Genomic DNA, 25,143 nt, shown 5'->3' with positions numbered 1-25,143 from the left:
ATCATGTGCCGTAATGATCCTGCAACAAAGATTGAAATCTGCGGATAAGAGGTTGTGAATCCAGTTTACTTCCGGTGGCCTTCAGGAGAATTTCATCGCGATTGTAACGTCTACCATGGCACCAGACATTCTTTTTCAACCACTCAAAAAGCGGTCGATAATTAGCGTTCTGAATTGCGAGTTTGATAGAATCGTCGCGACATGCGGCCTCATAAAGTTGTGCCGCTGCGATGTTTCCGATGGTATAAGTGCAAAAAGATCCGAAAGCGCCTGCCCCCCAATGCATATCCTGTAACACGCCGTCGCGATCATTTTTCGGCTCGAAACCAAACATCGTTTTCATTCCGGAGGCCCATGCATCGCGAATGTCGCCTACTTCAAGGGTCCGCTCTATAAGTCGTCGCTCAATATCTACTCTGAGCGCGATGTGTAAATCATAACTAAGTTCGTCCGCATTGGTCCGGATAAGTCCGGGACGCACTATATTAACGGCGTGCCAAAGCTGCTCTGGCGTAACATTCTTTAACTGCTCAGGAAAGAATTCGCGCGCTTTGCTTAAATGTAGCTCCCAAAAAGGTAAGGACCGCCCAATCTGGTTTTCCCATAAACGTGATTGAGATTCATGCATTCCAAGGCTAGTTCCTCCGCTTGCCAGAAGCCCTATCAGATTAGTATCAAAAATTCCGCGCGCGAATTTATTCGATATATTTTGTTCGTAAAGGCCGTGCCCCGTTTCATGGAGCAAAGAGAAAATGCTGTCCTCAGGGGAGTATTCATCATACCGAATTGTAAGTCGGACATCTTGGCGCGTGAACGAATATTCGCAAGGATGGGTCGCCGTATCGAGGCGGCCACGGCTGAAATCATATCCGACGGACTGAGCTAATTCGCGGGCAAGCGTACCTTGGCCATCCAAGGGGAAATACTGTTGCAAAAATGAATTATCTGGTGAGGGCATTTGCTGAACATGTAAAAGTGCACGCGTACTTTGCGTCACTAAATTGTTGAGCAGCTTCATCAGTTCTTCAGTCTTTTGACCTGGCTCGTGCAAATCAAGAATGGCATCATAAGGGTGATCGGTATAGCCAACACATTCGGCTAGCTCCCGGTTCAGATCCACAGTTTCAACTAAAATAGGTTCGAAGCTTTCATAATCATTTGTTGCACGTGCATGAGCCCAAACGTCTTGACCAAGAGAACCAAGTTCGGCCATTCGGGCTAATAATTTTTCTGGCATATTCGCATGCCAAGCCAATGCAGTTACGACTTGCTTCAAGGCTGCATATTCGTCCGATAGACAATCTGTTACTTCTAATTGGGCGGCATCCACCAGTACTTTCGTCTCTTTGGAAAGCAGAAGATTACGGGCCTGAATTGTCAGCGTTGAAATCTGCCTTGCACGATTTTCCGATCCGCCGACGGGCATTTGCGTGCGTGCATCCCAATCTAAGACTGAGCGCGCACACGCCAAATCGTTAATCTGAGCAATGTGCATGTTAAGCTTTTGAAAGGCACTGAAATGCAAGCCTGTAATCCTTTCCCACGTATGCGCCCCACTTAAAAAACCTATTTAATATGGTGCAATTTTAAAAGAACTCTCTCTCGAAAAGACTCAAGGTATTTTCTAATGTTGGCGATTACGATTCAGCGCCAATCATACAATGCGAGATTTTTAGCACAACAGTTAACCACATTGCCGTTTTGAATTAGGACAAACTCAACGAACTTGTGGAAATCAAGTAGCTTATTTAACAAAATACGCTCACGTTCAATAATGGTCCTAGAGTGCTCTGCAAATAGAACCACCAAATGGATTTCATGATATTTAGCTTGATAAAAAGCCGCTTAGAAATGCCGTAAGGTTTTCGCCAAGCGAATCCGAAAGATATCCACCTTCTTGAACAAGAACTGTCGGCAACTTTATGCTGCCGCAAGTCTCCCCAATCCGAAAGAACCCCTCCTTGGTGACAGTCAAGCCACCAAAGGGATCGTCAGACGACGCATCAAGTCCCAATGCTATTACCAGTGCATCAGGTCGAAATGCATGAATGCGAGCGATAGCCACCTTTAGTGCATCCATGAAAACGTCGTCGTCCGATCCCAAGCTCAGAGGAATATTTAAATTATAGCCAAGCCCCTCGCCTTCTCCGCGTTCGCAGGCATGCCCCCAGAAAAAAGGATAAAATGATGTTGAGTCAACATGGATTGATAGTGTGAGAACGTCCTTGCGATTATAAAAAACGCCCTGGGTTCCATTTCCGTGATGCAAATCTACATCGAGTATAGCGACGCGCGCGCATGTCTGACGTAACTGTTGGGCCGCAATTGCCGAATTGTTTAAGAAGCAGAACCCTCCTGCCATATCATGGAATGCGTGATGGCCCGGCGGGCGACAAAGCGCATAAGCACAGCCGCTACCACTCTGGACATGACTCGCAGCTTCAACCGCAGTTTGTGCGCTCCAATAAGCCGAATTCCAGGTGTCACCGGATATTGGGCATGACGTATCTGCCATGTGATAGCCAGCGCGCCCCAGCCACGAAAGAGGATAAGAAATGTCACGCCTTGCAGGATGAATATTGGGGATCACCTCATCCGCCGCACCTGGAAATTTGCGCCATTCATCGTGAATATTCTGCAAAAAATGGATATATTCTGGCGTGTGGATCGCCGAAATCGGCCCCATTCCATAATCAGCAGGCTCTTTTGGCGTCAGGCCTGCAGACTTTGCGCCCCCTAATAATCTATCAATACGCTCAGGAACCTCTGGGTTTTGCTTAACGGTGCCTGCGGATAGAAAGTGGCGCGGATCATGGAAGCGTTGAGCTTCAGAGAAGATAAAATTCATCGATAAAGCCTGATAAAAGTGACAATTGCATGCGATTTAATTGCAGGGGTTAATGATAACCCGTTGAGACAATGTCTATTTTTCTGATTTTGGAATAAGTGCGCAGTCACGACCGCGTATAGCCGCATTTAATACGCAGCCTTTTTTGAATGGCGTACGATCAATCGTGTTTAACGCCTCATAAGTTTTGCCACCAGAATCGAGAAAATAGCGCGCAATCTGACCTTGATAATCGACATCGGTCACGCGAGCTGAGATTTGTAAAATATCGTCTTCCAGCGTAGTCGTAGCATCTCCGTCCGTAAGATAAAGACGTTCGGCACGTATCACGACCAATGCATCATCCCCTTCGCCCAGTGTTCCGCATCGTGCAACCTCAATTGGCAGCATCCCAATACCCTCAATATCAGCAATAAAATGCGATCCTCGTCTCTCCACTATTCGGGCAGGTACGAGGTTTGAGTTGCCCAGAAAATTGGCCACAAACTCAGTTCTAGGCTGATTATATACCTCTTCAGGCACGCCGACTTGTTCCACATAGCCTTTCCGCATCACTACAATCCGATCAGACATCGCCAGCGCTTCCGCCTGATCATGCGTCACGAATACCGTTGTAATACCCAGTTCTGATTGGATTCGTTTGAGCTCGACACGCATATTTTCACGAAGATTAGCGTCAAGCGCGGAAAGAGGTTCATCGAGCAGCAATACATCCGGCTCAATGACAATCGCGCGGGCTAGCGCGATGCGTTGCTGCTGGCCGCCAGATAATTGTGCTGGAAACCGCTCTGCAACATCCGGTAGCTGCACAAGTTCAAGCGCGTCATGGACCTTGCGCATGATCTCAGCTTTTGGCGTACTACGATATCTAAGACCAAAAGCAACATTATCGAAAATCGTTTTATGCGGAAACAATGCATAATTCTGAAAGACTATGCCGAGGTTGCGCCGATGGATCGGTGTAGAGGTGACGTCCTTGCCCTTGATTTTGATGAGGCCGGAGCTGGGCGAAAGCAGTCCCGCGATCATACGCAATGTCGTTGTCTTGCCGCAGCCTGAGGGGCCAAGCAAGGTTACGAAGCTTCCTTCGTCAATCTCCAGACTGATCTCGTGCACGGCGGTTACATCACCGAAGCGTTTTACGAGTTTATTGAGTTCTACAGCAACTTGAGGTGTATTCAACGCGATACTCGCTTGATCCTGGTTCTATGGGAAAACATCAGCGGTGACGGGGCTTGCTGCCCCGCCCGGTGCATTCAGTCAGAGCGCATCCCGAAAAGTGTGAAACGGCTTTCGGACTAAGATGCGCGATATAATATATAGTCAGATCGAAAAGCCCTCTAATAACCAGCCTCGACGCGGCTATAGGCTTTCGACCATTTAGCTTCATTTTCGTTCCAATAGTCAGGATTAAAGAAGTTGAGCGACGTCAACTTTCCTTCGGGATCGAAGGCTGGCAGCGTCGGCACCACTTTTCCAAGATCAACTTTTTGCGGATCAAGCGCAGGCGGATAGCTTTGACCTTCTGCAACCGCAATTGCGACCTCCGGTTCCAGCATGAAATTCAACAACTCCTCGCACGCTGCCATCGGACTTCCCTTCAAGACAAAGAGGCATTCCTGCCAGCCAAGCCCGCCTTCAGGATCAAGGTAGCCCAGATCATGGCCCTGGTCCTGCAAAGCACGAATTCGTCCGGACCAGCCCTCCGTTGCGTAAATTTCGTTTCCAGCCAAAAGGCTCATTAGTTCAGCGCCGGAACTCCAATATTTCAGGACATTATCGCGGCTGGTACGAACGCTATCCCACATGAGATCTTCGTCTTTGATATCGTTTGGATCCTGCCCTGTTTGCAAAGCGGCGTACCAGATCCGCGTTTTCCATTCGCTCCAGCCACCCAGCTTACCTTTATAGGCCGTATCAATAAGAAGCGTTGCGCCCTTTTCCCTGGCCTCTTCATCGGAAATGTGTTTCCGGTTGTATGCAATGCTCGTGGTACCATAATTGTAGGGGACGGCTGATAGTTTACCGTCTGTTATTGGGCGCAGCGCGTCCTGTAATCGAACAATGACATTTGCGAGATTTGGGATGTTGGCCTCGTTGATTTCCGAGGCCAATCCCTGCTGTTTATAGCGAGCATAGTCGAACACGCCGGACAGATGTGCAATATTAAACTCGCCCGGACGCCCGGCCTTCACGCGAGCCAAATATTCATCGGCACCACCAAATGTTCCATCAACAACCTGAATTCCGGTCTCTTCGGTATAGGGCGTAAATGCATATTTACGGAAGGCATCGGAAACTACCCCGCCCCAGCCATCAAATCGAACTTCATCGGGCTTGGCGGCCAATGCATAGCCAGCGAATGGTTTTCCGATGATGCCGAATGCTGCTGCAGATGCACCGATCAAACCTAAAAATGTACGGCGCTTTATATCGCCATGGCGATAGCGATCCAACAAACGTTCGTAGCGTTTTGTATCATCCATTGGTATTCCCCTTTTTGTTGCTTAATTATCAGTTTTTTTTCGATCAGAGCATTGCGGACAGAACGGCGTACATCCATTTTTACGACCCAGTCTGTGCTGGAAACACGCTAACTTCGCCGCATTGCCAGCCAGCGGGCGAAGGCGAGGCCAACTATTGGCAGAGTAACAGTCACCACGATCATCACCGTTCCCAGCGCATTGATTTCTGGTGAGATCGAGTTGCGAAGCATTGCGAAAATCTGTGTGGGCACGGTCTCAATCCCCCCCGGCTTCCAGAACAAAGTGCCGGTCACATCATCGAATGAGATCGTGAAAGCAAATAGAAGACCGGCAAATACTGCAGGCATAAGCAACGGCAGAGTGATGACGAAGAAGGTTTGAATAGGTCCTGCGCCAAGGCTCATGGCCGCTTCTTCATAGTCGCGCTTGATGCTTGCGAGCCTCGCCTGAACCACGAGAAGGACAAAAGGCAGCGTAAATACGACGTGGCCCAACAAAAGTAGCGGAAAGCTCTTTGGCAAATCCAGCCACCGCAGAAACAGCAGCAAGGCCACTGCGAGAACCACTTCGGGCACTAATATCGGAGCAATCATCAGAGTTGTTATGCCCTCTTTGCCCTTGAAGCGGTACCGAACAAGGCTAAGAGCGGCGAGTACGCCAAGTGTGGTCGATATGATCGCGGTCAATGATGCCAGTAAAAGCGAAACCCGAAAGGCGCGCATAATCGCGTCATTTTCCCATAGACGGATAAACCATCGCAGGCTTAACCCTTCCATCGGAAACGTGCCAAACTGGTTGGCATTAAATGCCAGTAGCATAACAACGACGATCGGCAAGAACATAAAAAGATAAACAGCGATTGTATAGAGCCGAAGCCAGAATGATGTTGTCATTGCGGCCTCACTGAAAAGTCTTTGCAAGCTGGCCTATGCCAACCAAGCGATTATAAATGATCACGACAACGCTCAAAACAATCAGCAGGATGATGGAAAGTGCGGAACCCAACGGCCAATTGAGCTGCGTAATAACAGCATCAAAAACCAGATTGGCGAACATGGCATCACGCGGACCGCCGAGGATTGCGGGTGTGATATAGGTTCCAGAACTTAGCACGAAACAAAGTAATCCGCCTGCTGCCAAGCCCGGCAAAGATAGCGGGAAAGTTATTTCACGAAACGCCTGAAAGCTTGTTGAACCCAGCGAGCGCGCTGCATCGACCAGATTACGATCGAGGGACTCAACACTTACGTAAACATTGAGTATCATGAATGGCAGCAGGTAATGGACGAGCCCGAGAATTACGGTGGCCTCATTATACAGCAGTTGAATAGGTTCATTAATCAGCCCCGCCCATAGCAGTGCAGAGTTAATTGCGCCGCTCGCACCAAGAATATTGATCCAGGACATCGTCCGGATAATGTAGCTGATCCAGAAAGGAAGTATAAGTAACAACAACAACAGTGGCTTATAACGGCTCTTTGACGTCACGATGTAATAGGCAGGCGCATATCCCAATATTGCGCAAGCAACAGTCGTCAGGAATGCAATACGCAACGTCTTGAGGAGAATGTCTCTATAGAATGGGTCCGTTAAAACTTCCGACCAGTTGACGAGATAAAAACCAACTGAATCCGTCCCGGTACTCGTGCGTAGCCAGAACGAATAAACAACGATGAACCCGACAGGTATCACCAGCAATAATGCGACCGTTATTAAAGCCGGTGTCAATAGAAGCCATGGACGCATCCAAGAACCGCGGTCCTGCATTTTTCAGATTTCCCCACATCTGGTTTGTCTAATTTAACTTGCATTGTGATATGAAACTGGGTCATTTTCAAAATAGATAATAGAAATATTAGCCATAGATTTAGAGAATGCCATGTTTGCCGCTGAACCCTCCTCCTCAAACCGCATCAAAAAGCTTCCCTGGGAACTTGACTGGAATCTGCTGCGCACTTTCATCGTCGTCGTGGAAGAGAGGGGCATCACAGCGGCAGCAAACCGCTTAAGGCTAAAACAGCCTACGGTATCCAACGCTTTGAAAAGACTGGAAGACAGACTTCAAAAACGCCTGATTGATCGTGCAATGGGCCGATTTGAAATTACAGCTGCCGGTCTTCTTTTATACAAAGAAGCAGTTGGAATATTCGGTAGTGTTTCCCGACTTGATGTTCTCATCCGTGATATGAAAGAGGAGATAACCGGCCATGTCACCATCGCTCTCGCCAGCTATGTGGTCTCTCCAATTTTTGATGAAGTACTCAACAATTTCCATCGTGAGAATCCTGAAGTAACATTCAGCATAGAAGTGATGACTAGCAGTGTGGTGACAACAAGCGTGTTACAAAAGCAAGCGAGTATAGGTATCTGCCTGGTCCACAAGAAACTTGACAAGCTCGAATATGTGAGACTTTTCCGTGAGTATTTCGGCTTCTTTTGTGGACCGTCTCACCGCCTCTACGGACTTTCCGATCTGAAGCTAAAGGATCTGCGTGGAGAGGCTTCAGTATCATTTAAAACTGATATGCTGACAGACGCCTTGCGACCTGTAGCTATTTTGCGTGAAGAAGCTCAATTGAATTCACGGATTACTGGAATGTCGGCAAATGCTGAAGAGGTTCGACGGATGATCGTCGCAGGATTAGGGATAGGAGCGCTGCCTCTTCACGTTGCGCAACCCGATGTTGATGGAAACCTTCTCTGGCGGCTGCCACCATATGAAAATCCCCCAGCGATTGACATTTATGTGGTTCATAATCCCGACACGGCTCTTAATCGCGCAGAACAAAAATTTCTATCCGCGTTGCATCAACGGATCAGTGAAGTTCCCCTCTGCCAGAGAGATTATAAATAACTGTCTTGCGTTACTTTTGCGTGAGGGTGTGCTTTGTGTTTAAAACACACCAATTCAATCGCATTGAAATTGCAAGTGCAGAACGGAAAGACCGTGGTTCTGCGCAAACCACCTCAATTCGATAGAACCAAGCTGATGATTGATTGAATCTTCCATAATAATAATGTCGTTAGGTCGCATCTGCTTCAAAAGCTCATTATCGACACACGCGAGTAATACGTCACGGTACAACAAACATGCTGCCCTCAGCAGCTCTTTCGATCAGCATTTTGGGGTCAATAATGCGTTGATAACCAGTCAAGAACATGAACTCGGCGGCAAATGCCCAGAGCCGTACTCAAAGCTTTTAAACGCAACTGCCCATAAGTAACAGCCGACCCCATATCCCTTGAGGATATTACTCGACGGCGAACGGCTAAAGTTTTTTATAACGTTAATTGATGCAATTGTTACTCATCCTTCGGAGCGAGCAAGGTTCGTGAGCTTAAGCGTGTAGGCAATTAATATGTCAACGCATCGACATCATATGCGCCAGCTTAATCAATCGTGCCGTCATATTGACTGGTATGGTAGTATGGTATAGTTTTAGTCTTGAGGAGTGCGAACGCATGCATAGTCAGATGTTGCAAACAAAACACGTCAGTGTTGTCGATCAGCTGTACGCTGCATTGCGGGCTGCCATCATTGACAATGCCTTGTCGCCGGGTATGAGGATTTCGGAAGCGGAAGTGGCTCAACAGTATGGCGTGAGCCGTCAACCTGTGCGCGAAGCTTTCATTACGCTAGCAAATGAAGGTTTGCTTGAGGTCCGTCCGCAGCGCGGAACGTTTATCGCTAAAATCTCACTTCAGGCGGTAATGGACGCCCGCTTTGTCCGAGAAGCTGTTGAAGCCGACATCGTTAAGCTCCTGGCCCACTCTCCTAGCGATGCACTTGTGAAAGAACTGCGCGCGCAACTTCTTCGTCAGGAAGATATAATCGGCGGATCTGCACGAGATTTTATGGATGCGGATGAAGTATTCCATCGCACACTCGCCGAAGGCGCCGGCAAGGGCAAAGCCTGGCGCGTGGTGGTCGAGATGAAGGCACAGATGGATCGGGTGCGCTTTCTTTCAAGCATGCATTTTCCAGTTGCTCGGCTGATTGCCCAGCACCGTGAAGTAGTTGACGCCATTGCATTGGGAGATGCTTCCCGAGCTGAACAATTCATGCGGCAACACCTGCAGGGAATTCTAATCGATCTCCCAGTGATCGAACAGGAGCGGCCCGAGTATTTTCTTTAGCGTTGCGCCAAAGCAGCAACGACGTCATTCCAGAGGAGGAAAGAATGAAGTTCCAGAATTTTAAACATATAGCAGCAACCTGCGCGATGCTTGCATTGATGGGAGGCACATCGCTTGCCCAAGAGGTTACTCTCAAGCTCGGGCACCTCGCAAATGAAGAGAATATCTGGCACAAAGCCGCGCTGAAATTCGCTGACGAGGTCAAATCTCGCACCGAAGGCCGCGTGGCGGTTGAAGTTTATCCGAATGAATCACTCGGTAAGGAAATCGACGTCATCAACGGTATGCAGCTTGGCACAGCTGACATGACGATCACCGGTGAAAGCTTGCAGAACTGGGCGCCAAAAGCCGCTTTGCTCGCATTACCATATGGATACAAGTCGCTTGAACATATGGATAAGGTTGCATCGGGTGATATTGGCAAGCAGATCGAAACCGAAATTATCGAAAAGGCGGGTATTCGTCCTCTGACCTATTTCGCGCGTGGGCCGCGCAACCTTTCGGCTAATCGTGAAATCACGAAGCCGGAAGATTTGAAGGGTTTCAAGGTTCGCGTGCCAAATGTGCCGATTTTTGTAGCGGCATGGCAGTCACTTGGTGCAAACCCAACGCCTATGGCATTCTCGGAAGTATTTACCTCGCTTCAGAACGGGACGATTGAAGGACAGGAAAACCCGCTCGCTTTGTTCAAGTCAGGTGGTTTTTATGAAGTTCAAAAAGTCATCAATAAGACCGAACACGTTAGGTCCTGGATTTATCTCACGATATCAGATCGCAGCTGGGGAAAATTGTCAGAAGCGGATCAGGCGGCATTGCTGGAAGCGGCTAAAGCGACACAGTCTTATGAACGCGAATTGTTCGTAGCCGACGAAAAGGCACTCGTCACTGATTTGGAAGCACGCGGCGTAAAATTCGTCGAGGTCGATCAGGCAGCATTCGCGGATAAGGCAAAGGACGCAGTTCTGGCGTCAGTGCCACAGGAAATCCGTCCACTCGCCGAACAGGTCTTCAACGACTGAGATAAAGGTGCTGCCGGATGAAGTCCGGCAGCTAGCCTGTCGAGGACACCATGACAAAAACATTTAAAGGATTGGAAGGTGTCTGTCGCCTTCTGATACTCGCAACATTTCTTGTGCTTATGGGCTCAGTCTTATTACAGGTTTATGCCCGCACATTTTTGAGCACGGCACCAGTCTGGACGGAAGAGCTCACGAGGTTTTGCCTGCTGTACATCGGCGCGCTAGGTGCGGGCCTAGCCTTACGCAGCGGCGATATGGTCAATGTTGACCTGTTATGTGAGAGCCTGCCGGGGCGCATGCCATGGCTGCTGCGATTGTTCAGTGCAATATTAACCGTGGTTTTTGCCGTCGTTCTTTTGCCCGCTGCATGGGACTACACTACCATTGGCAGCCGTCAAACCGCGCCTTCTCTTGGTTGGCGCATGGATTTCATCCACGCATCTCAACTTATCCTTTTCGTAGCGCTAACCATTTGGGCGCTCATGCGCATCATAGAGATGCTGACAGGCCGCCATGATGGGCGACCCATCCCCAATTCGGAGGAAAATTAATGGGCCTGACCCTTCTTCTTGGCACATTTGTCTTTGGACTAGCTATCGGCTTGCCTGTAGCGGTGACGTTGGGCTTGTCTTCAATGGCGTATCTTCTTTTCGCGGATATCCCATTGGTTGTCATTCCTCAGAAAATGTATGCTGGAATGGACAGTTTTGTGCTGCTTTGCATTCCAGGCTTTATTTTGGCGGGCAACCTGATGAACTCCGGCGGCATAACAGAGCGGATCATTCGCTTTGCCAATGCTTTGGTTGGTTGGATGCGCGGCGGATTGGCACAAGCAAACATCGCAGCTTCCATGCTTTTTGGCGGCATTTCAGGAACTGCAGTCGCCGATGTGGCATCTGTTGGCGGCATGATGATCCCTGGGATGAAAAAAGTCGGATACCCAGCTGATTTCTCAGCCGCAGTTACGGCTGCTTCATCGACAGTTGGCCCGATGATCCCCCCAAGCGTTCCCATGATTATTGTCGGCTCGCTCTCTGGCCTCTCCGTTGGAAAGCTCTTTCTGGCTGGTGCAATGCCAGGCCTCCTAATGGGCTTCGCGATGATGGTAACAACTTATTTCATCGCAAAGAAAAAGAATTTTCCACGTGAAAACTGGAAGGGTGTCCGTGAGTTGTTCACGTCGTTCACCGGAGCGATCTGGGCAATAGCAATGACAGCACTGATCGTCGGCGGACTGCTGATCGGTGTTACTACGCCAACAGAAACAGCCGTGGTAGCCTGTCTTTATGCTGCCCTCGTCGGCATTTTTATCTATCGGGAATTACCAGTAAGTCGTATTCCCAAGATCATTATCGACAGTGCCATTAGTTCTGCCGGAATTTTGGTATTGGTAGGAACCGCAAATGTGTTTGGTTGGATCCTAGTCGCGGAGCGTATTCCACAGGCTCTCGCCGATGCAGTTCTGTCAGTTACGGACAACAAGTTTCTCGTCATCTTGCTGATCAACCTTCTGCTTTTGTTTGTTGGCATGTTCATGGAAACGATTGCCGCGTTGATCATTCTGTTCGTGCCGTTGCAGGCTCTCGCTATTGCCGTCGGTATAGATCCCATACACTTCGCGTGTTTTGCTGTCCTGAATCTGATGATCGGTCTAACGACACCTCCTGTCGGGGTTTGCCTTTTCGTGGCCTCAAACATCGCACGACTTCCTCTATCTCCGGTGATCAGAGCAATTATTCCCTACATCATCACCAATATTATTGTCCTTCTGATGGTTAGCTATTTCCCACCTTTGGCGACTTGGTTGCCCAACACTTTGATGCCTTGAGGTTATGATGCCAGAACAATCGCTAACACGTGTCGTTTGCCTTCATGCTCAGGATGACTTGCGCATTGAGAACAGGCCTCTCGAAAGACCGGGGCCAGGTCAGGTTATGGTCGCAATACAAGCTGGCGGAATTTGTGGATCCGATCTGCATTACTGGCTGGAAGGCGGTATCGGAACCATCCGCGTTCGCGAACCGATCATTCTGGGGCATGAGGCATCCGGGCGGATCGAAGCGCTTGGAGAAGGAGTGACAGGCCTGACGCGTGGCCAGCTTGTGGCCCTGAACCCCTCGCAGCCTTGCGGTACGTGCAGTTACTGCCAACAGGGCCTTCCGCGCCACTGCACAGCAATGCGATTCAAAGGTTCCGCAATGTACTTTCCGCACCAGCAAGGAATGTTTCGCGACAGAATAGTAATCGAAGCTGACCAATGTTTTGGTGTGCCTGATGAAATCGATCCGGGTGCAGCGGCGTGTGCAGAACCGCTGGCTGTGTGTTTACATGCAGCCAATCGGGGTGAGGCAATTGCCGGTAGCCTATCGGGCAAAGTCGTGCTGGTAACTGGAGCAGGTCCGATAGGTGCGCTTTGTGTAGCGGTGGCAAAAAGACGTGGCGCTTCCGAAATTATCGTAACGGATATTCAAGACGCAACACTTGCGATTGCTACAAAAATGGGCGCCAACCACATAGTCAACATTGCAGCCGATCCAACCGGACTTGACCGTTGGAAAGAGGACAAAGGCAAGGTTGATCTGGTCTTCGAGTGTTCCGCTGCGGCCCCCGCAATAAATGACGCAATCTCATGTTTGCGCCCCCTCGGAACTATGGTGCAAGTGGGTGTTGCAGGGCCGACAACGATGCCATTGAATGTGATGGTTGGCAAAGAAATACAGTTCATCGGTTCGCAACGTTTCGATGCTGAATTTGCTGAAGCTGTTCAGCTGATCGGATCGCGTACAATTGACCCGCGTCCGATCATTACGGCCACATTTTCCGTGACTGAAGCGCTTTCCGCATTTCGCTTGGCTACCGACCGTTCCCAATCGGTCAAGGTTCAAATTGCTTTTGCCGCTGCGTCCGCACGGCACTGAAAACAGAGAGACGATAATATGAGACAGACCTGGCGCTGGTTCGGCCCCAAGGACCTGGTATCCATTGACGATATGTTGCAGGCAGGTGTGGAAGGCGTTGTAACAGCCCTTCACCATGTTACGACGGGCGCTGTTTGGTCGCCTGCAGAAATTGAAAGGCGAAAAGCCGACCTTTCTCAAATGAAAAACGGGGATCCCTCCGGTCTGCGATGGGAAGTCGTTGAAAGTCTTCCTGTCTCCGAGGATATCAAACGTCAGACGGGAAATTGGAAACAACATATAGCAAACTGGAAGACTTCCATGTGTAACCTGCGTGATGCAGGTATCGAGGTCATTTGCTATAATTTCATGCCAATTCTTGACTGGACGCGTACCGATCTGGCTTACCGATTACCAAACGGTGCCACCTGTATGCGCTATGACGCGATCGATTTTGCGGCCTTTGATTTGTTTCTTCTGCAACGCGACAGCGCAGCAGACGACTATAGTCCCGAAGTTCGCGAAGCCGCTCGCAAACGTTTTACAGAGATGTCCGATGAGCGACGTCTCGAACTTGCAGGCAATGTCGTGTTCGGCTTGCCCGGTGCTGCCGAACGCATGTCGATGGACGATGTAAAGCTTCATCTTGCACATTACGACAGTATTTCGCCTGAACATCTGCGCGGGCATTTGATCGATTTTCTGGCTGAAGTCAGCCCGCTGGCAGAAGAACTCGGTGTGCGCCTATGCTGCCATCCGGATGATCCACCGTTCCCACTGCTTGGCCTGCCGCGTATCATGTCCACCGAAGCCGATTATAAGACTGTGATGGATGCCGTTAATATTCCAGCCAATGGCATTACTCTTTGCACCGGATCACTGGGCACACGCGCGGATAATGATCTGCCTGGTATGATGAAACGTCTGGGTAATCGGGTCCATTTTCTTCATCTGCGCAATGTCAGACTTGAGGAATCTCATCTCGGCGGGTCGTTCCATGAAGCGGCTCACCTGGACGGTCACACCGATATGGTCGCAATGGTTGCGGCCATTCTTGCCGAAGAAAACCGCCGGAAGGCTCAAAACCGTAACGACTGGCAAATCCCCATGCGACCTGACCATGGTCAGGATATTCTGGATGATCTCAACAGAAGAGCACAGCCGGGTTACCCATCTATTGGTCGGTTGAAAGGTCTAGCTGAGCTACGCGGAATTATGACTGCTCTATCGCATACAAATGTTAAGGTTGTTGAATGAGGCGGCTTTCTGCACAGCGAAATGAGAGCGCGTTAGCCTGTTGGCCGGCATATGCGCCGGAAAACTATGAGGCTGGGATTGTCCATTTGGGACTGGGTAATTTTGCGCGCGCCCATCTGCTCGATTATACCGATAGGGTGTTGGCACAAAAAGGTGGCGACTGGCGCGTCATTGGCGTTTCACTGCGAGGAACTGCCGTCGCCGAGAGCTTGAACCCGCAACAAGGGCATTACACGCTGATCACGCGCAGTGCATCCACAGAGGCGCGGGTGGTTGGCGCGCTTGAAAATGTATTGGCCGGGGTGGATGTAAGTCGCGGTACACTGCAAGCAATGACAGCACCCCACTGCCGAATTGTCAGTTTGACAGTCACAGAAAAAGGCTATGGAATATCCAGCGATGGTCTACTAGATCGTAGCCATCCTGCGATCGTATTCGATCTTGAAAATCCTCAGACGCCTAAGGGCGTAATCGGACTGATTGCCTTGGCACTCAACAGGCGAATGGAAAAAGGCTTACCACCCTTTACAGTGCTAAGTTGTGACAATCTATCTCATAATGGTCAGAAACTTCGCAATGCAGTCCTTACATTCGCGAAAGAAGTCCATGGAGAAGAACTGTTCAGTTGGATAGCAAACAATGCGAGCTTTCCATCTTCAATGGTGGATCGGATCACGCCGGCCTCAAGTTCAGCAACGGTGAAACTTGCAGCCGAGCTTACGGGACGCGAAGACTACGCTGCGGTGGAAACAGAACCATTCTCACAATGGGTGATTGAAGATCAGTTTTGCGCCGGACGACCGGAATGGGAATGTGCCGGTGTCCTATTTGTCGAAGATGTTACTGCGTATGAAAATATGAAGCTTCGGATGCTGAATGGTGCGCATTCGATGCTTGCGTATAGTGGGCTCTTGTCCGGCAAAGCATTGGTACGCGATGTTATGTCCGACCATAACCATGCCCTCCTTGTGAAGCGTCATCTTGCAGCCGCTGCTGCAACCGTCAAGGGCCTATCAATTGACCTCGACGCCTATTCATCTGCGCTAGCTGAGCGGTTTTCCAACCCGGCTATCGCGCACTCAACAACTCAAATTGCAATGGACGGTACTCAAAAGCTACCTCAACGCATAACAGCTCCGGCTCTAGAGACAATTGCAGCTGGTGGATCAATACGTCCTTTTGCATTTTCGCTGGCCGCCTGGCTTGCCTATCTTATTCAGAAAGACAGTGATGGTAATCCACAAACGTTGAATGACCCGCGCGCAACTGAGCTTCAGCGAGCTTTAAGGAATACGGCTGCTCCCGAGGAAATAATTCGAGCCGTTGCAGCAGTTTGCCCTGATGTTCTCCCTGAGAAATTAACGGAAGGTATTTTCGGCACCATGCTTCGGGAAGTAGTCAATGAAATTCAAACCGAAGGCATGGCTGCTTTTATCAAACGGGAGGCACAAAGGGGCGAATAGAGCACAATCCAATCGGCGCATGGCCTTTGATAGGATAATGCATGAAAATCTAGTTTTGGGCTTTCATATGGTAGGTAACCTGCTGATAGGGTATTTTTATACCGGCCGCGTCAAAGGAAGTTTTCACGGACTTAGTGGTGTTGCGAACCACATCCCAATAATGACTGCTGTCAACCCAATAGCGATAGCACAATATTATTGCACTATCGGCGAGTTCATCGACAAAAAACGCTGGTTTGGGATCCGCCAGAACGCCCTCTTGCGACGAAACAATGTTCTCAATTATTTTGAAAGCGTCATCGATGCTGTCATCGTATCCTATGCGGACCTTGAAGTCGTGCATCCGCGCTTTAAGGCGACTGTAATTCGTAACAGAGGTGTTCCAAAGAGTAGAATTTGGAGCCATAATGTATATGCCGTCGTAAGATTTAAGCTCAGTCGTAAACAGGCCTATCTCTTCAACAGTTCCCACCACACTGCCTGCGCTTATAAACTCTCCAACACGAAAGGGCCGGAGAACCAGAAGCATAATGCCAGCTGCAATATTCTGAAGCGTTCCTTGCAAGGCGAGGCCAATTGCGAGACCGATTGCTCCCAGTGCCGCAAGTATTGAGGCGGTCTGGACGCCGAACTGGCCCAGAACCATCACAAGAACAATAGCAAGTATTCCATAGCGGATCACTCCGCCAAAAAATTTTGAGATTGTTTTATCAAGCCCACGGACGTTTGATAGTGAAGTGACTGCCCAGCGTTGAAGTGTTCCAGCTAATATCCATCCTGCGCATAGGATCAAAATTGCACCGAGTGTCGATAGAGAATAGCGCAAAAGCAGATCTGATATTTGGAACAAAAATTGATTAGTATTTTCAAAGATTTCGGTCGCTTTTTGTTCCATTATTCCTGTCTCAGTTGTTAACATTTTGAATTTGGTGGGCCGATGATCACATGTCGGCTGAATGCTCCGGTGCGCGATGGACCAGTTGCGTTTCTGGTGTGTAAACCAACGCCAGGTAACGCTCAAACTGGACCAGTACGTCCGAGATCAATTGTTCTTTTGTCATGCCCATGACATCATAGCCACGACCCCCACTCGAAAAATAGGTTCTTGCTTCAAATCGGAATTCCGGTTTTCCCACGGCCATAGTCGAGAAAGCCGGAATCTGGTGTGAGGCTGGCATTATTCCGTAAATGAAGTCACGAACACCATCTGCGGAGGAGCGCAGCGCTATCGAACCGTTGTCTTCCGACACCACGACCGTGTCGCGTCCACGATTGTTGAGTTCTGACGCGACTTCTGAAAGTGCCTTCATCGCCGGACCTTCGATAAACGTTAGCACTTCACGTTCGGAAGGCGCATGCAGCATTAACCCCAACCTGCGCTGCCAGGTCAGACCTGATGCTGGTTGTGCCGTTGGCGCATTTGGAATTCCCGCATGTGCGACTTGCTGGGCAAGATCGGCTCGCATGCCTTTGAAAAGCGACCAAACAAGAACAAGAATGACGATAGAAAATGGAAGTGCACTTGCGATAGTCACCGATTGAAGGGCACCTAATCCCCCTGCAACAAGCAGGCTGGCAGCCACGATACCTTCCAGTGCGCACCAGAAGACCCGTTGAGCTGTCGTCGTTTCTGTCTCACCACCAGCAGCAATAGAATCCACGACCAACGACCCAGAGTCCGAAGACGTAATGAAGAAAATCGCGACCAAAAGGACGGCAAGCGTTGAAGTCAATGTTGTCCAGGGAAGGTATTCAAAGAAATGGAAGAGACCAACCGACACGTCGGCAGCTATCTCGGCCCCCAGCTTTCCGTTGGCAACGGTTGTGTCAATCAAGATCGCGGAGTTTCCGAAAACAGTCATCCAAAAAAATGTGAAACCGGCTGGAATAAACAAAACAGCTGTAACAAATTCTCGTACTGTTCTACCTCTGGAAATACGAGCGATGAACATGCCGACAAAGGGTGACCAGGAAATCCACCATGCCCAATAGAAAAGTGTCCAGTCATCAATCCATGGTGTGGGCTGGTAGGCATATATATTGAAGGTTCTCAGTACTAAGGAATCGAGATAAAGACCGATATTCTGAACAAAATCGCGAAAGAGCTGTGCTGTTGGTCCCACAAGGAGGACAAACAGCATAAGCAAAATTGCAATCAGAAGGTTTACTTCTGACAAAATGCGAACGCCTTTATCAAGTCCTGTGACAACGGATATGGTCGCAAGTCCTGTAATGACCAATATTAGCGGAAGCTGTACCTCTAAACCGATGGGAACTCCCGTCAGATAATTTAGCCCGGCATTAATTTGCGAGACGCCAAGTCCAAGAGAGGTTGCAATACCGAACATTGTTCCGACAATGGCAAAAATATCAACAGCGTGACCAACAGGGCCGTTAATCCGCTCTTTCAAAAGAGGATAAAGGCCTGATCGGATCGTTAGAGGAAGATTGTAGCGATAGCCAAAATAAGCAAGTGACAGACCCACAACAGCATAGATCGCCCACGCATGAATACCCCAATGAAAGAACGTCACAGCCATTGCTTGTCGTGTCGCTTCGATCGAGCGTGGCTCAGCTGTCGGCGGGGCCATGAAATGGGACATTGGCTCGCCTACGGCATAATACATAAGGCCAATGCCCATACCTGCTGCGAACAGCATCGCGATCCACGACATAAAACTAAAGTCTGGTGTGGAATCGTCGGGCCCTAATTTTAGGCGGCCGTACCGGCCCAAACTGAGCAGCAAAACACTCGCGAGAAAAATTCCCACAACCAGAAGGTAAAACCATCCAAAATTCGCCAGAATACTATTTTGCAGAGCGGCAAAAATTTCGGACGCCTGATCTGGGGCTATTACGCCTACTGCCAGAAATAATCCTATGATGATTATCGAACCAAAGAATACGGGCGGATTTATAATAAACTTGGCTGGCATTGTGTCTCGCAGAACTGGAATATCGAAGGGGTAAATGTCAACCTAGGACCGGACAAAATTTTGTCAATATTATTAGAAAATTTATAATTATCTATAATTCATGTTAGCAATTATAATGTAAATAACACTAAAATAAGAAAAAACAATATTATAGAGCCAGTATTTAATAATACTATTCTTTATATTCGTTTTGTTCTTCATCTTTATGGCTATTTAAAATAAATTCCGCCATACGCGCATTATCACAATTCTTTCCTCTTTCCTGCCCCTCAGTGCATTTGCTAAGCATAATCTTTCTATGTTCATGGTTGTTGGTGTAATGCTCCACGGGAACTGGTCTACCAGAGAGATAGGCATTCAGACCAATCATTATTCCCAATGCCGCGATCGGGTATTTGAGGTTCATGATTTTCTCACTTTTAAGTCGAGATCGCTTCTTCTGCGTTTTGAATTATCACCTTCTTCGGATGTTAACCGATATGAACGCCATGCTGCTGCGCGTCCCAACAGATGCGCACCGATTGGTGCCGTAAGGAGTAAGAACACAATCGCTAATAAAGATCTTGTCGCGGCACTGACGGTTCCAATGTGAATTGCAGCCGCAATAAGTGCTAAGCTCGCGGCAAATGTTCCCACCTTCGAAGCCGCATGCATTCGTGAAAGTGCGTCAGGAAATCTGAATATACCCACAGCAGCAATGAGAGAAAAAGCCCCCGCAGTCAGCGCGAAAGCAGCCACTATTATTTCAATCATTGGAGCTATTTCTCCTCGTTTGACGAGACGCATATCGCGCTAACGCTGCAACCGATATGAAGCTGACTAGCGCCAAAGCAATAGCTATATCAAGATAAGCAGCGGCTTCCGTTTGGATGGCATAAAGACTGCTAAAGACGATAACCAAAGCCGTAAGCATATCCAGAGACAATACGCGATCAGCGAGCGATGGGCCTTTTAGGAGGCGTGCAAACCCGATTAGCAGCGATAAAATCACCATCCACATACTGATTTTCACACATAAATTCATAAAGTCTGAGGCTGTCATGGCTGAAAAACCTTCCTGACACGATACTCCATGCCGGATTTCAGCTCCGCGACAAGCGCGTCGGGATCATCTGCATATATCGAGTGAATTAGGAGGAAGCTTTTATCGTGCGCTACATCCAGAGTTAGAGTTCCTGGCGTGAGCGAGATTAGATTTGCTACCAAGAATATTTCCAAATCGCTCTTGGCATCCAACGGCATTTTTACAATCGCAGGATTCAATCTTGGGCGCGGTGCAATAACGTCTCTCGCCACATTGATACACGAAAGCACCAACTCTTTTGTGAAGTATAACGCTAAAACAATTGCTTGGGGCAGTGTGCAAAAATAATTCACCTGCCTAGGATCGCCAACGAGGCCCCGGCACAACCATAAGACTAAATATCCAACCAAGAACCCTGATGTTAGCATGGCTACGGAAAAGCTATTCCAAAGCGCTGACCACACGATTGATAAAACAATATTCAACGCAAAAATCATCATTGCGATCTAGCTCCTAGAACAGTGTTTACATAGGCTTGAGGATCTAGAAGCTGGTTGGCACCAACCATCGCAAATTTGAGAAAAGGTTCTGGCTGCAGCCCGATAAAAACCGTCATAGCAGCCAACACAATGACTGGCGTAAGCATGCAAAACCGCTGTCGCGGATCCAACTGTGACAGTGTGGGCTCAACTCCGCGTGTATGATCCTTCCAGAAGACCTCAGCCCATATTTTTGTCATCGAGAATATTGTGATCAATCCGACTAACAGTGCGATCGCTGCCACAAGCCAGAATTGAATATCCAATGACGCTTTTACAAGAAGATATTTCGCCCAAAACCCCGATAAAGGCGGGAAGCCAGCGAGTGAGAAGGCTGGTATCAGAAACAGGAACGCCAGCAATGGCGCAGACTTATATAAACCTCCGATTTTATATAAATCAGAGCTTCCAGTAATTTTGGCGGAGATGCCTGCAATCAAGAACAGATTTGCTTTCACGATGATGTGGTGAACCAGGTAGAAAATGGCTCCAGCAACAGCCAAAGGTGTCATCAAAGCCAGCCCTAGCACCATATACCCTATTTGGCTAACAATATGGAATGACAGGATTTTTCGGAAATCACTTTGCGCTGCAGCCGCCAATACGCCCGTCAGCATCGTAAGCACAGCAACCCATAAGAGTATGGTATGGGTGAAACCAACGTCGGTAACAAAAATTAGCGTGAACGTCCGAATTAACGCATACACGCCAACTTTAGTTAGGAGACCCGCGAAAATCGCCGATACCGAATAGTGAGGGGTATGATAAGATGCAGGGAGCCAGAAAAATAATGGAAACACGGCTGCCTTCAGGCCAAAGGCAAACATGAATAACACCGCAATCACCGACATTAGGTTTTGATCTGGAGCGCTCGCAACAGCGCCCCGCAGATCAGCCATGTTCAATGTTCCTGTTGCACCATATAACAACCCCGCGCCTGCAAGGAAGAAAACCGTCGAGATTAGGTTAAGCGTTACGTATTTGACCGCACCATCGATGGCCTCTCTACGTCCGCCAATAACCAAAAGACCAAAAGAGGAAATGAGCATCACTTCGAACCAGACGTAGAGATTAAACAAATCTCCAGTCAAAAAGGCACCAGCCACACCTGCGAGAAGTGTCTGATAAAGTGCGTGATATCCCAAACGTTGCGACTTCTGACCAATTTCAGCTTTAGCGAAAATGGATACTGCAACACCGATAATTCCAGTAATCAGAACCATGGCTGCGGTGAGATGATCAGCAACAAGAGTTATTCCAAAAGGAGCGCTCCAACCACTCATCTGAGCTGAAATTATGCCATTTTCACTTACTTTTATCAAAAGGACTATTGAACTCACCAGCAGCAATAAAGAGCCGAGTATCGAAATCCACGAGCCCCAACGATTGTTGCGTGCAAGGAATGTCAAAACTGCTGATGCCATAGGTATCAGGATTGGAAGAGAAAGAACCCAGCTCATTGATGGGTTTCCTTCGGCTCGGCGGCTCTCATTTCGTCAACTTCCAAATGTCCAAAGCTGCGATAGGCTCTCAAGGTGAGAGCAAGGGCAAACGCAAATAACCCGAAGCCAATGACAATCGCTGTTAAAAGAAGAGCCTGAGGGAGCGCATTTGCCATCGTTACGTCTGGCAGGCCTCCAGATTGTTGAAGTAAAGGTGGTGTGCCGAGGTTGAGCCGCCCCGATGAGAATATTGCAATATTGACACCGTTAGAGAGCAGAAGAAGGCCGAACAAAAAACGCAGTAAATTACCGGAAAGCATCAGATAAATTGCAACGGCTAGAAGGAAACCTGCAAGAAGAGCGAGCACAGTACTCATGAGCGCATCTCCTCGAGACCAAAAACAAGTGTGAGAATTGCTCCAAAAACGGCCAGGTAAACGCCAATGTCAAATAAGAGAACGGTCGAGATTGGTATATTGCCTATAGTGAGCCAAAGCCCCGTAAACGGACTGCCGCCAGACATCGCCGGGAACAATCCCGCAATGAGTGCAACGCCCATCCCAATTGCACCGACAGTTTGAGGGTCAACTTTGAGGGCTGAGCGTGCGTGCGCAGTACCTGTTGCAAAAGCATAAAGCGTAAATCCGGCAGCGCCTATTAACCCACCAATAAAGCCGCCACCAGGTGCGTTGTGGCCTCTTAGCAAAACGTAAAGCGAAAATAGGAGAAATAAGGCAGTGAGCAATCTTGCGCCTGTTCTAAGGATCAACGAATTCATGTTTTTCTCTTCTTCGTCCGGCGCGTCAAAAGCGAATAAGCACCTACTGCTGCGAGCAAGACGACCGTAATCTCGCCAAAGGTATCGAGTGCGCGGAAATCGACAAGAATGACGTTCACGATGTTCAAACCATGCGCGAGTGCGTAGGCGTTTTGTTCAAAGAACGCGGTAATATGCCGATCGAGCGGATTGGACGAGATAGCGAGGAGCGTGAGCGAAAAAGTCCCGCCAATCACACATGCAATGCAGGCGTGAAATAATCGCTTCGGAAAGCTCCGTTTTTCAACGATCCTCGGTAGCCTCAATGCTGCAATGCCAAACATGACAGCCGCAAGCACTTCTACCATCAATTGGGTCGTTGCGACATCTGGTGCACCGAAGAATATGAAAATGAGAGCGACACCTACTCCCATCGTACCAATACCAGAAATAGCAGCGATACGAGACTTCGTTGTAACTGCCAGTAATGCACCAGCTGCCGTAAATAATGCGATTAGCCAAATCAAAGGTGGAGCTGATGGATCCACTGATATGGATGGTCGCTTCAACATCAACGTTGTAAGGCTAGCTAGCGCTAAAACTAAGAAAACGTTGCGAAGATAAATCGTCAATTCTCCGGGCTGAATAAGGCGCGTCTGAAATGCAGCAAATGATCGGAAACCGTCGAGAAAGTTATCCCAAAGTCTGTCGAAGTCCGGGAAACGGGCGGCAAGTCTATCTACAAAAGGCCGGATTTTGTTAGATTTTAAGTATAGGATAGCTCCCAACGAGAACGTCATCGCACTTAAGGCGAGCGGCAGATTAAATCCTGCCCAAAGTGTCAGCTCCGCTGCCTTTTCGCGGGCGAGACTTTCCGTGACTGTGACTTCTACAATTGACCCGATAAGGCTTTGGGAAAACAATCCAACAACTAAACCCATCAAACCTAGTACGAGCGGTCCAGCTAGCATGGTCAGACCTGCTTCATGCGACTTTGTCGGAGTCTGACTTGATTGCTTGAGGAACGGCTTTAGCCCAACGATGCCGGCAATTGCAAAAATTAAAGCATTCGACGCCACCAGGCTTACGATCACAAGAGGCGCGGCATCCATTGTTAAGGAGCCTGCATATAACAATTCTTTTCCTATCCAACCAAGGAATGGTGGTAGTCCTGCCATGGATGTTGCCGCCAAAACTCCTGCCGTAGCAGTCCACGGCATCGCCTTCGCTAACCCTGAAAGCCTGCGAATGTCCCGCGTCCCAGTTCCATGATCTATCGATCCTACAACCATGAAAAGTGCAGCTTTATATAAAGAATGAACGACAAGGAATGTCACCGCAGCGGTCAACGCATAGCTGGAATTTCCGGCCAACATTAATGTTATGACGCCAAGTGCCATAAGCGTGGTGTAAGCCAATGCTTGCTTAAGATCCGTCTGACGAAACGCCAGTATCGAAGCCAGCACTGCCGTAATTGCTCCCGCTGTGGTCAAAGCAACTGTCCAGACCAAGGTGCCGCCCAGAGCGGGATGCAATCTTGCGAGCAGATAAACCCCTGCATTCACCATCGTTGCTGAATGGAGATAGGCTGATACCGGCGTCGGAGCAGACATGGCGTTAGGGAGCCAAAAATGAAATGGAAACTGTGCAGACTTTGTGAACGCACCCAGAAGAATTAGAATTAATATTCCGTGGTAAAGGCTACTGTCTTTAATATTGCCATCCTGCAAAATCACAGCAAGATCATAACTGTCAGAGACGTTACCTATCAGTATGAAGCCAGCTAGCAGCGCCAAACCACCCGCAGCCGTTATTAGCATCGCTTGTAGCGCATTTCGGCGAGCCGCCGGATCATTGTGATTGAAGCCGATGAGCAAATAGGATGTGACGCTTGTAAGCTCCCAGAACACGAAAAGCGTTATGAGATCACTTGCCAAGACTAAGCCGAGAATCGAAAGCATAAAAGTGAACAGATATAAAATGAAGCGGATAAAGTGCCGATGATTGCCCATGTAGCCAGTGGCATAGAGAAATATCAACGTTCCAATCCCGGCAATTAATACCGAAAAAATCAATGAAAGGCCGTCAATCATAAAATTTAAGCCGACACCCAATGAGGGCACCCACTGCAAGTTATATCGTATAGTCTCACCCTCTTGGACCGCGCTTAACGAACCAAGAAAATAAGCTGTCAAAATTAATGCCAATGCCGAAGCGACGTATCCAGCATAACGGTTGCCTGCCGGAGCGGCGTCATCGTGATTCATATATTATCCATGAAGATTCATCTGTTGCCACAATTGACCATGGATCGTTTTATAATGAAAATTGTTATTTT

24 protein-coding genes are annotated in these 25,143 nt (G+C 48.7%); 8 read left to right on the top strand and 16 right to left on the bottom strand.

The window, feature by feature from the left end; all coding sequences use genetic code 11:
- Position 1: 1 nt before the first annotated feature.
- The 6 genes from WH356_RS20415 to WH356_RS20390 form a co-directional block, all read right to left on the bottom strand.
- Positions 2 to 1,525 (bottom strand): carboxypeptidase M32, encoded by a 1,524-nt coding sequence (locus WH356_RS20415; protein ID WP_339514112.1) that lies wholly within the window; start codon positions 1,523 to 1,525, stop codon positions 2 to 4.
- 300 nt (positions 1,526 to 1,825) lie between these two features.
- A complete protein-coding gene (locus tag WH356_RS20410) occupies positions 1,826 to 2,848 on the bottom strand; it encodes a histone deacetylase family protein (RefSeq protein ID WP_339514110.1) in 1,023 nt (340 codons plus the stop codon).
- A gap of 75 nt (positions 2,849 to 2,923) precedes the next feature.
- Positions 2,924 to 4,030, bottom strand: a complete 1,107-nt coding sequence (locus tag WH356_RS20405; RefSeq protein WP_339514108.1) for an ABC transporter ATP-binding protein — start codon at positions 4,028 to 4,030, stop codon at positions 2,924 to 2,926.
- A gap of 158 nt (positions 4,031 to 4,188) precedes the next feature.
- On the bottom strand, positions 4,189 to 5,334 hold the full coding sequence (locus tag WH356_RS20400; RefSeq protein WP_339514106.1) for an extracellular solute-binding protein: 1,146 nt from the start codon (positions 5,332 to 5,334) through the stop codon (positions 4,189 to 4,191).
- 107 nt (positions 5,335 to 5,441) lie between these two features.
- Positions 5,442 to 6,227 (bottom strand): ABC transporter permease, encoded by a 786-nt coding sequence (locus WH356_RS20395; protein WP_339514104.1) that lies wholly within the window; start codon positions 6,225 to 6,227, stop codon positions 5,442 to 5,444.
- A gap of 7 nt (positions 6,228 to 6,234) precedes the next feature.
- Positions 6,235 to 7,101 (bottom strand): ABC transporter permease, encoded by an 867-nt coding sequence (locus tag WH356_RS20390; protein ID WP_339514102.1) that lies wholly within the window; start codon positions 7,099 to 7,101, stop codon positions 6,235 to 6,237.
- Between the two features lie 112 nt (positions 7,102 to 7,213).
- On the opposite strand from WH356_RS20390, the gene WH356_RS20385 reads away from it, so the two are divergent.
- The 8 genes from WH356_RS20385 to WH356_RS20350 all read left to right on the top strand — a co-directional run bounded on the left by WH356_RS20385 (position 7,214) and on the right by WH356_RS20350 (position 16,107).
- Positions 7,214 to 8,188: a LysR family transcriptional regulator gene (locus tag WH356_RS20385; RefSeq protein ID WP_339514101.1), complete on the top strand. Its 975-nt coding sequence runs from the start codon at positions 7,214 to 7,216 to the stop codon at positions 8,186 to 8,188.
- A gap of 608 nt (positions 8,189 to 8,796) precedes the next feature.
- On the top strand, positions 8,797 to 9,471 hold the full coding sequence (locus WH356_RS20380) for a GntR family transcriptional regulator (RefSeq protein ID WP_339514100.1): 675 nt from the start codon (positions 8,797 to 8,799) through the stop codon (positions 9,469 to 9,471).
- 44 nt (positions 9,472 to 9,515) lie between these two features.
- Positions 9,516 to 10,490 carry a TRAP transporter substrate-binding protein gene (locus tag WH356_RS20375; protein ID WP_339514098.1) on the top strand — a complete coding sequence of 325 codons (975 nt, stop codon included), beginning with the start codon at positions 9,516 to 9,518 and terminating at the stop codon, positions 10,488 to 10,490.
- A gap of 50 nt (positions 10,491 to 10,540) precedes the next feature.
- Positions 10,541 to 11,041 (top strand): TRAP transporter small permease, encoded by a 501-nt coding sequence (locus WH356_RS20370; RefSeq protein WP_339514096.1) that lies wholly within the window; start codon positions 10,541 to 10,543, stop codon positions 11,039 to 11,041.
- Positions 11,041 to 12,318: a TRAP transporter large permease gene (locus WH356_RS20365; RefSeq protein ID WP_339514094.1), complete on the top strand. Its 1,278-nt coding sequence runs from the start codon at positions 11,041 to 11,043 to the stop codon at positions 12,316 to 12,318. Before WH356_RS20370 ends, WH356_RS20365 begins: the two co-directional genes overlap by 1 nt.
- A 7-nt stretch (positions 12,319 to 12,325) precedes the next feature.
- Positions 12,326 to 13,408 carry an L-idonate 5-dehydrogenase gene (locus tag WH356_RS20360; protein ID WP_339514093.1) on the top strand — a complete coding sequence of 361 codons (1,083 nt, stop codon included), beginning with the start codon at positions 12,326 to 12,328 and terminating at the stop codon, positions 13,406 to 13,408.
- A gap of 18 nt (positions 13,409 to 13,426) precedes the next feature.
- Entirely contained in the window at positions 13,427 to 14,644 is a 1,218-nt protein-coding gene (gene uxuA / locus WH356_RS20355; RefSeq protein ID WP_339514091.1) for a mannonate dehydratase, read from the top strand.
- Positions 14,641 to 16,107, top strand: coding sequence for a mannitol dehydrogenase family protein (locus tag WH356_RS20350; RefSeq protein ID WP_339514089.1), 1,467 nt, complete (start codon positions 14,641 to 14,643; stop codon positions 16,105 to 16,107). Before uxuA ends, WH356_RS20350 begins: the two co-directional genes overlap by 4 nt.
- Before the next feature lie 49 nt (positions 16,108 to 16,156).
- On the opposite strand, the gene WH356_RS20345 is transcribed toward WH356_RS20350, so the two are convergent.
- From WH356_RS20345 to mbhE, 10 genes are all read right to left on the bottom strand, one after another.
- Positions 16,157 to 17,002 carry a mechanosensitive ion channel family protein gene (locus tag WH356_RS20345; protein ID WP_339514087.1) on the bottom strand — a complete coding sequence of 282 codons (846 nt, stop codon included), beginning with the start codon at positions 17,000 to 17,002 and terminating at the stop codon, positions 16,157 to 16,159.
- Between the two features lie 46 nt (positions 17,003 to 17,048).
- Positions 17,049 to 19,043: a BCCT family transporter gene (locus tag WH356_RS20340; RefSeq protein WP_339514085.1), complete on the bottom strand. Its 1,995-nt coding sequence runs from the start codon at positions 19,041 to 19,043 to the stop codon at positions 17,049 to 17,051.
- A gap of 172 nt (positions 19,044 to 19,215) precedes the next feature.
- Positions 19,216 to 19,449 carry a hypothetical protein gene (locus WH356_RS20335; protein WP_339514083.1) on the bottom strand — a complete coding sequence of 78 codons (234 nt, stop codon included), beginning with the start codon at positions 19,447 to 19,449 and terminating at the stop codon, positions 19,216 to 19,218.
- Positions 19,446 to 19,796 carry a monovalent cation/H(+) antiporter subunit G gene (mnhG, locus tag WH356_RS20330; protein WP_339514081.1) on the bottom strand — a complete coding sequence of 117 codons (351 nt, stop codon included), beginning with the start codon at positions 19,794 to 19,796 and terminating at the stop codon, positions 19,446 to 19,448. The genes WH356_RS20335 and mnhG overlap by 4 nt, the downstream gene beginning before the upstream one ends.
- Positions 19,789 to 20,037, bottom strand: coding sequence for a monovalent cation/H+ antiporter complex subunit F (locus tag WH356_RS24130; protein WP_445253707.1), 249 nt, complete (start codon positions 20,035 to 20,037; stop codon positions 19,789 to 19,791). Before WH356_RS24130 ends, mnhG begins: the two co-directional genes overlap by 8 nt.
- A 44-nt stretch (positions 20,038 to 20,081) precedes the next feature.
- Entirely contained in the window at positions 20,082 to 20,567 is a 486-nt protein-coding gene (locus tag WH356_RS20325; protein WP_339514079.1) for a Na+/H+ antiporter subunit E, read from the bottom strand.
- The gene (locus WH356_RS20320; RefSeq protein WP_339514077.1) at positions 20,564 to 22,066 is read right to left on the bottom strand and encodes a Na+/H+ antiporter subunit D; all 1,503 of its coding nucleotides are present in this window, start codon (positions 22,064 to 22,066) and stop codon (positions 20,564 to 20,566) included. The genes WH356_RS20325 and WH356_RS20320 overlap by 4 nt, the downstream gene beginning before the upstream one ends.
- On the bottom strand, positions 22,063 to 22,425 hold the full coding sequence (locus WH356_RS20315) for a Na+/H+ antiporter subunit C (RefSeq protein WP_094507544.1): 363 nt from the start codon (positions 22,423 to 22,425) through the stop codon (positions 22,063 to 22,065). Before WH356_RS20315 ends, WH356_RS20320 begins: the two co-directional genes overlap by 4 nt.
- Positions 22,422 to 22,826 (bottom strand): Na+/H+ antiporter subunit B, encoded by a 405-nt coding sequence (locus tag WH356_RS20310; protein ID WP_339514076.1) that lies wholly within the window; start codon positions 22,824 to 22,826, stop codon positions 22,422 to 22,424. The genes WH356_RS20315 and WH356_RS20310 overlap by 4 nt, the downstream gene beginning before the upstream one ends.
- The gene (gene mbhE / locus WH356_RS20305; protein ID WP_339514074.1) at positions 22,823 to 25,072 is read right to left on the bottom strand and encodes a hydrogen gas-evolving membrane-bound hydrogenase subunit E; all 2,250 of its coding nucleotides are present in this window, start codon (positions 25,070 to 25,072) and stop codon (positions 22,823 to 22,825) included. Before mbhE ends, WH356_RS20310 begins: the two co-directional genes overlap by 4 nt.
- Positions 25,073 to 25,143 lie beyond the last annotated feature (71 nt).

The organism is Ochrobactrum sp. MYb379, from assembly GCF_037479515.1.
In the GTDB taxonomy this organism is placed as follows: domain Bacteria; phylum Pseudomonadota; class Alphaproteobacteria; order Rhizobiales; family Rhizobiaceae; genus Brucella.
This window is presented reverse-complemented; position numbering and strand designations above follow the sequence as displayed.

Coding starts and splice junctions, on each gene's coding strand:
- WH356_RS20400 (WP_339514106.1), bottom strand. CDS start 5,334: ATGGATGATACAAAACGCTACGAACGTTTGTTGGATCGCTATCGCCAT.
- WH356_RS20320 (WP_339514077.1), bottom strand. CDS start 22,066: ATGAGCTGGGTTCTTTCTCTTCCAATCCTGATACCTATGGCATCAGCA.
- WH356_RS20340 (WP_339514085.1), bottom strand. CDS start 19,043: ATGCCAGCCAAGTTTATTATAAATCCGCCCGTATTCTTTGGTTCGATA.
- WH356_RS20315 (WP_094507544.1), bottom strand. CDS start 22,425: ATGAGTACTGTGCTCGCTCTTCTTGCAGGTTTCCTTCTAGCCGTTGCA.
- WH356_RS24130 (WP_445253707.1), bottom strand. CDS start 20,037: ATGGTGATTTTATCGCTGCTAATCGGGTTTGCACGCCTCCTAAAAGGC.
- WH356_RS20310 (WP_339514076.1), bottom strand. CDS start 22,826: ATGAATTCGTTGATCCTTAGAACAGGCGCAAGATTGCTCACTGCCTTA.
- WH356_RS20370 (WP_339514096.1), top strand. CDS start 10,541: ATGACAAAAACATTTAAAGGATTGGAAGGTGTCTGTCGCCTTCTGATA.
- WH356_RS20395 (WP_339514104.1), bottom strand. CDS start 6,227: ATGACAACATCATTCTGGCTTCGGCTCTATACAATCGCTGTTTATCTT.
- WH356_RS20390 (WP_339514102.1), bottom strand. CDS start 7,101: ATGCAGGACCGCGGTTCTTGGATGCGTCCATGGCTTCTATTGACACCG.
- WH356_RS20350 (WP_339514089.1), top strand. CDS start 14,641: ATGAGGCGGCTTTCTGCACAGCGAAATGAGAGCGCGTTAGCCTGTTGG.
- uxuA (WP_339514091.1), top strand. CDS start 13,427: ATGAGACAGACCTGGCGCTGGTTCGGCCCCAAGGACCTGGTATCCATT.
- WH356_RS20335 (WP_339514083.1), bottom strand. CDS start 19,449: ATGAACCTCAAATACCCGATCGCGGCATTGGGAATAATGATTGGTCTG.
- WH356_RS20375 (WP_339514098.1), top strand. CDS start 9,516: ATGAAGTTCCAGAATTTTAAACATATAGCAGCAACCTGCGCGATGCTT.
- WH356_RS20360 (WP_339514093.1), top strand. CDS start 12,326: ATGCCAGAACAATCGCTAACACGTGTCGTTTGCCTTCATGCTCAGGAT.
- WH356_RS20365 (WP_339514094.1), top strand. CDS start 11,041: ATGGGCCTGACCCTTCTTCTTGGCACATTTGTCTTTGGACTAGCTATC.
- WH356_RS20385 (WP_339514101.1), top strand. CDS start 7,214: ATGTTTGCCGCTGAACCCTCCTCCTCAAACCGCATCAAAAAGCTTCCC.
- WH356_RS20410 (WP_339514110.1), bottom strand. CDS start 2,848: ATGAATTTTATCTTCTCTGAAGCTCAACGCTTCCATGATCCGCGCCAC.
- WH356_RS20345 (WP_339514087.1), bottom strand. CDS start 17,002: ATGGAACAAAAAGCGACCGAAATCTTTGAAAATACTAATCAATTTTTG.
- WH356_RS20325 (WP_339514079.1), bottom strand. CDS start 20,567: ATGATGATTTTTGCGTTGAATATTGTTTTATCAATCGTGTGGTCAGCG.
- mnhG (WP_339514081.1), bottom strand. CDS start 19,796: ATGATTGAAATAATAGTGGCTGCTTTCGCGCTGACTGCGGGGGCTTTT.
- mbhE (WP_339514074.1), bottom strand. CDS start 25,072: ATGAATCACGATGACGCCGCTCCGGCAGGCAACCGTTATGCTGGATAC.
- WH356_RS20380 (WP_339514100.1), top strand. CDS start 8,797: ATGCATAGTCAGATGTTGCAAACAAAACACGTCAGTGTTGTCGATCAG.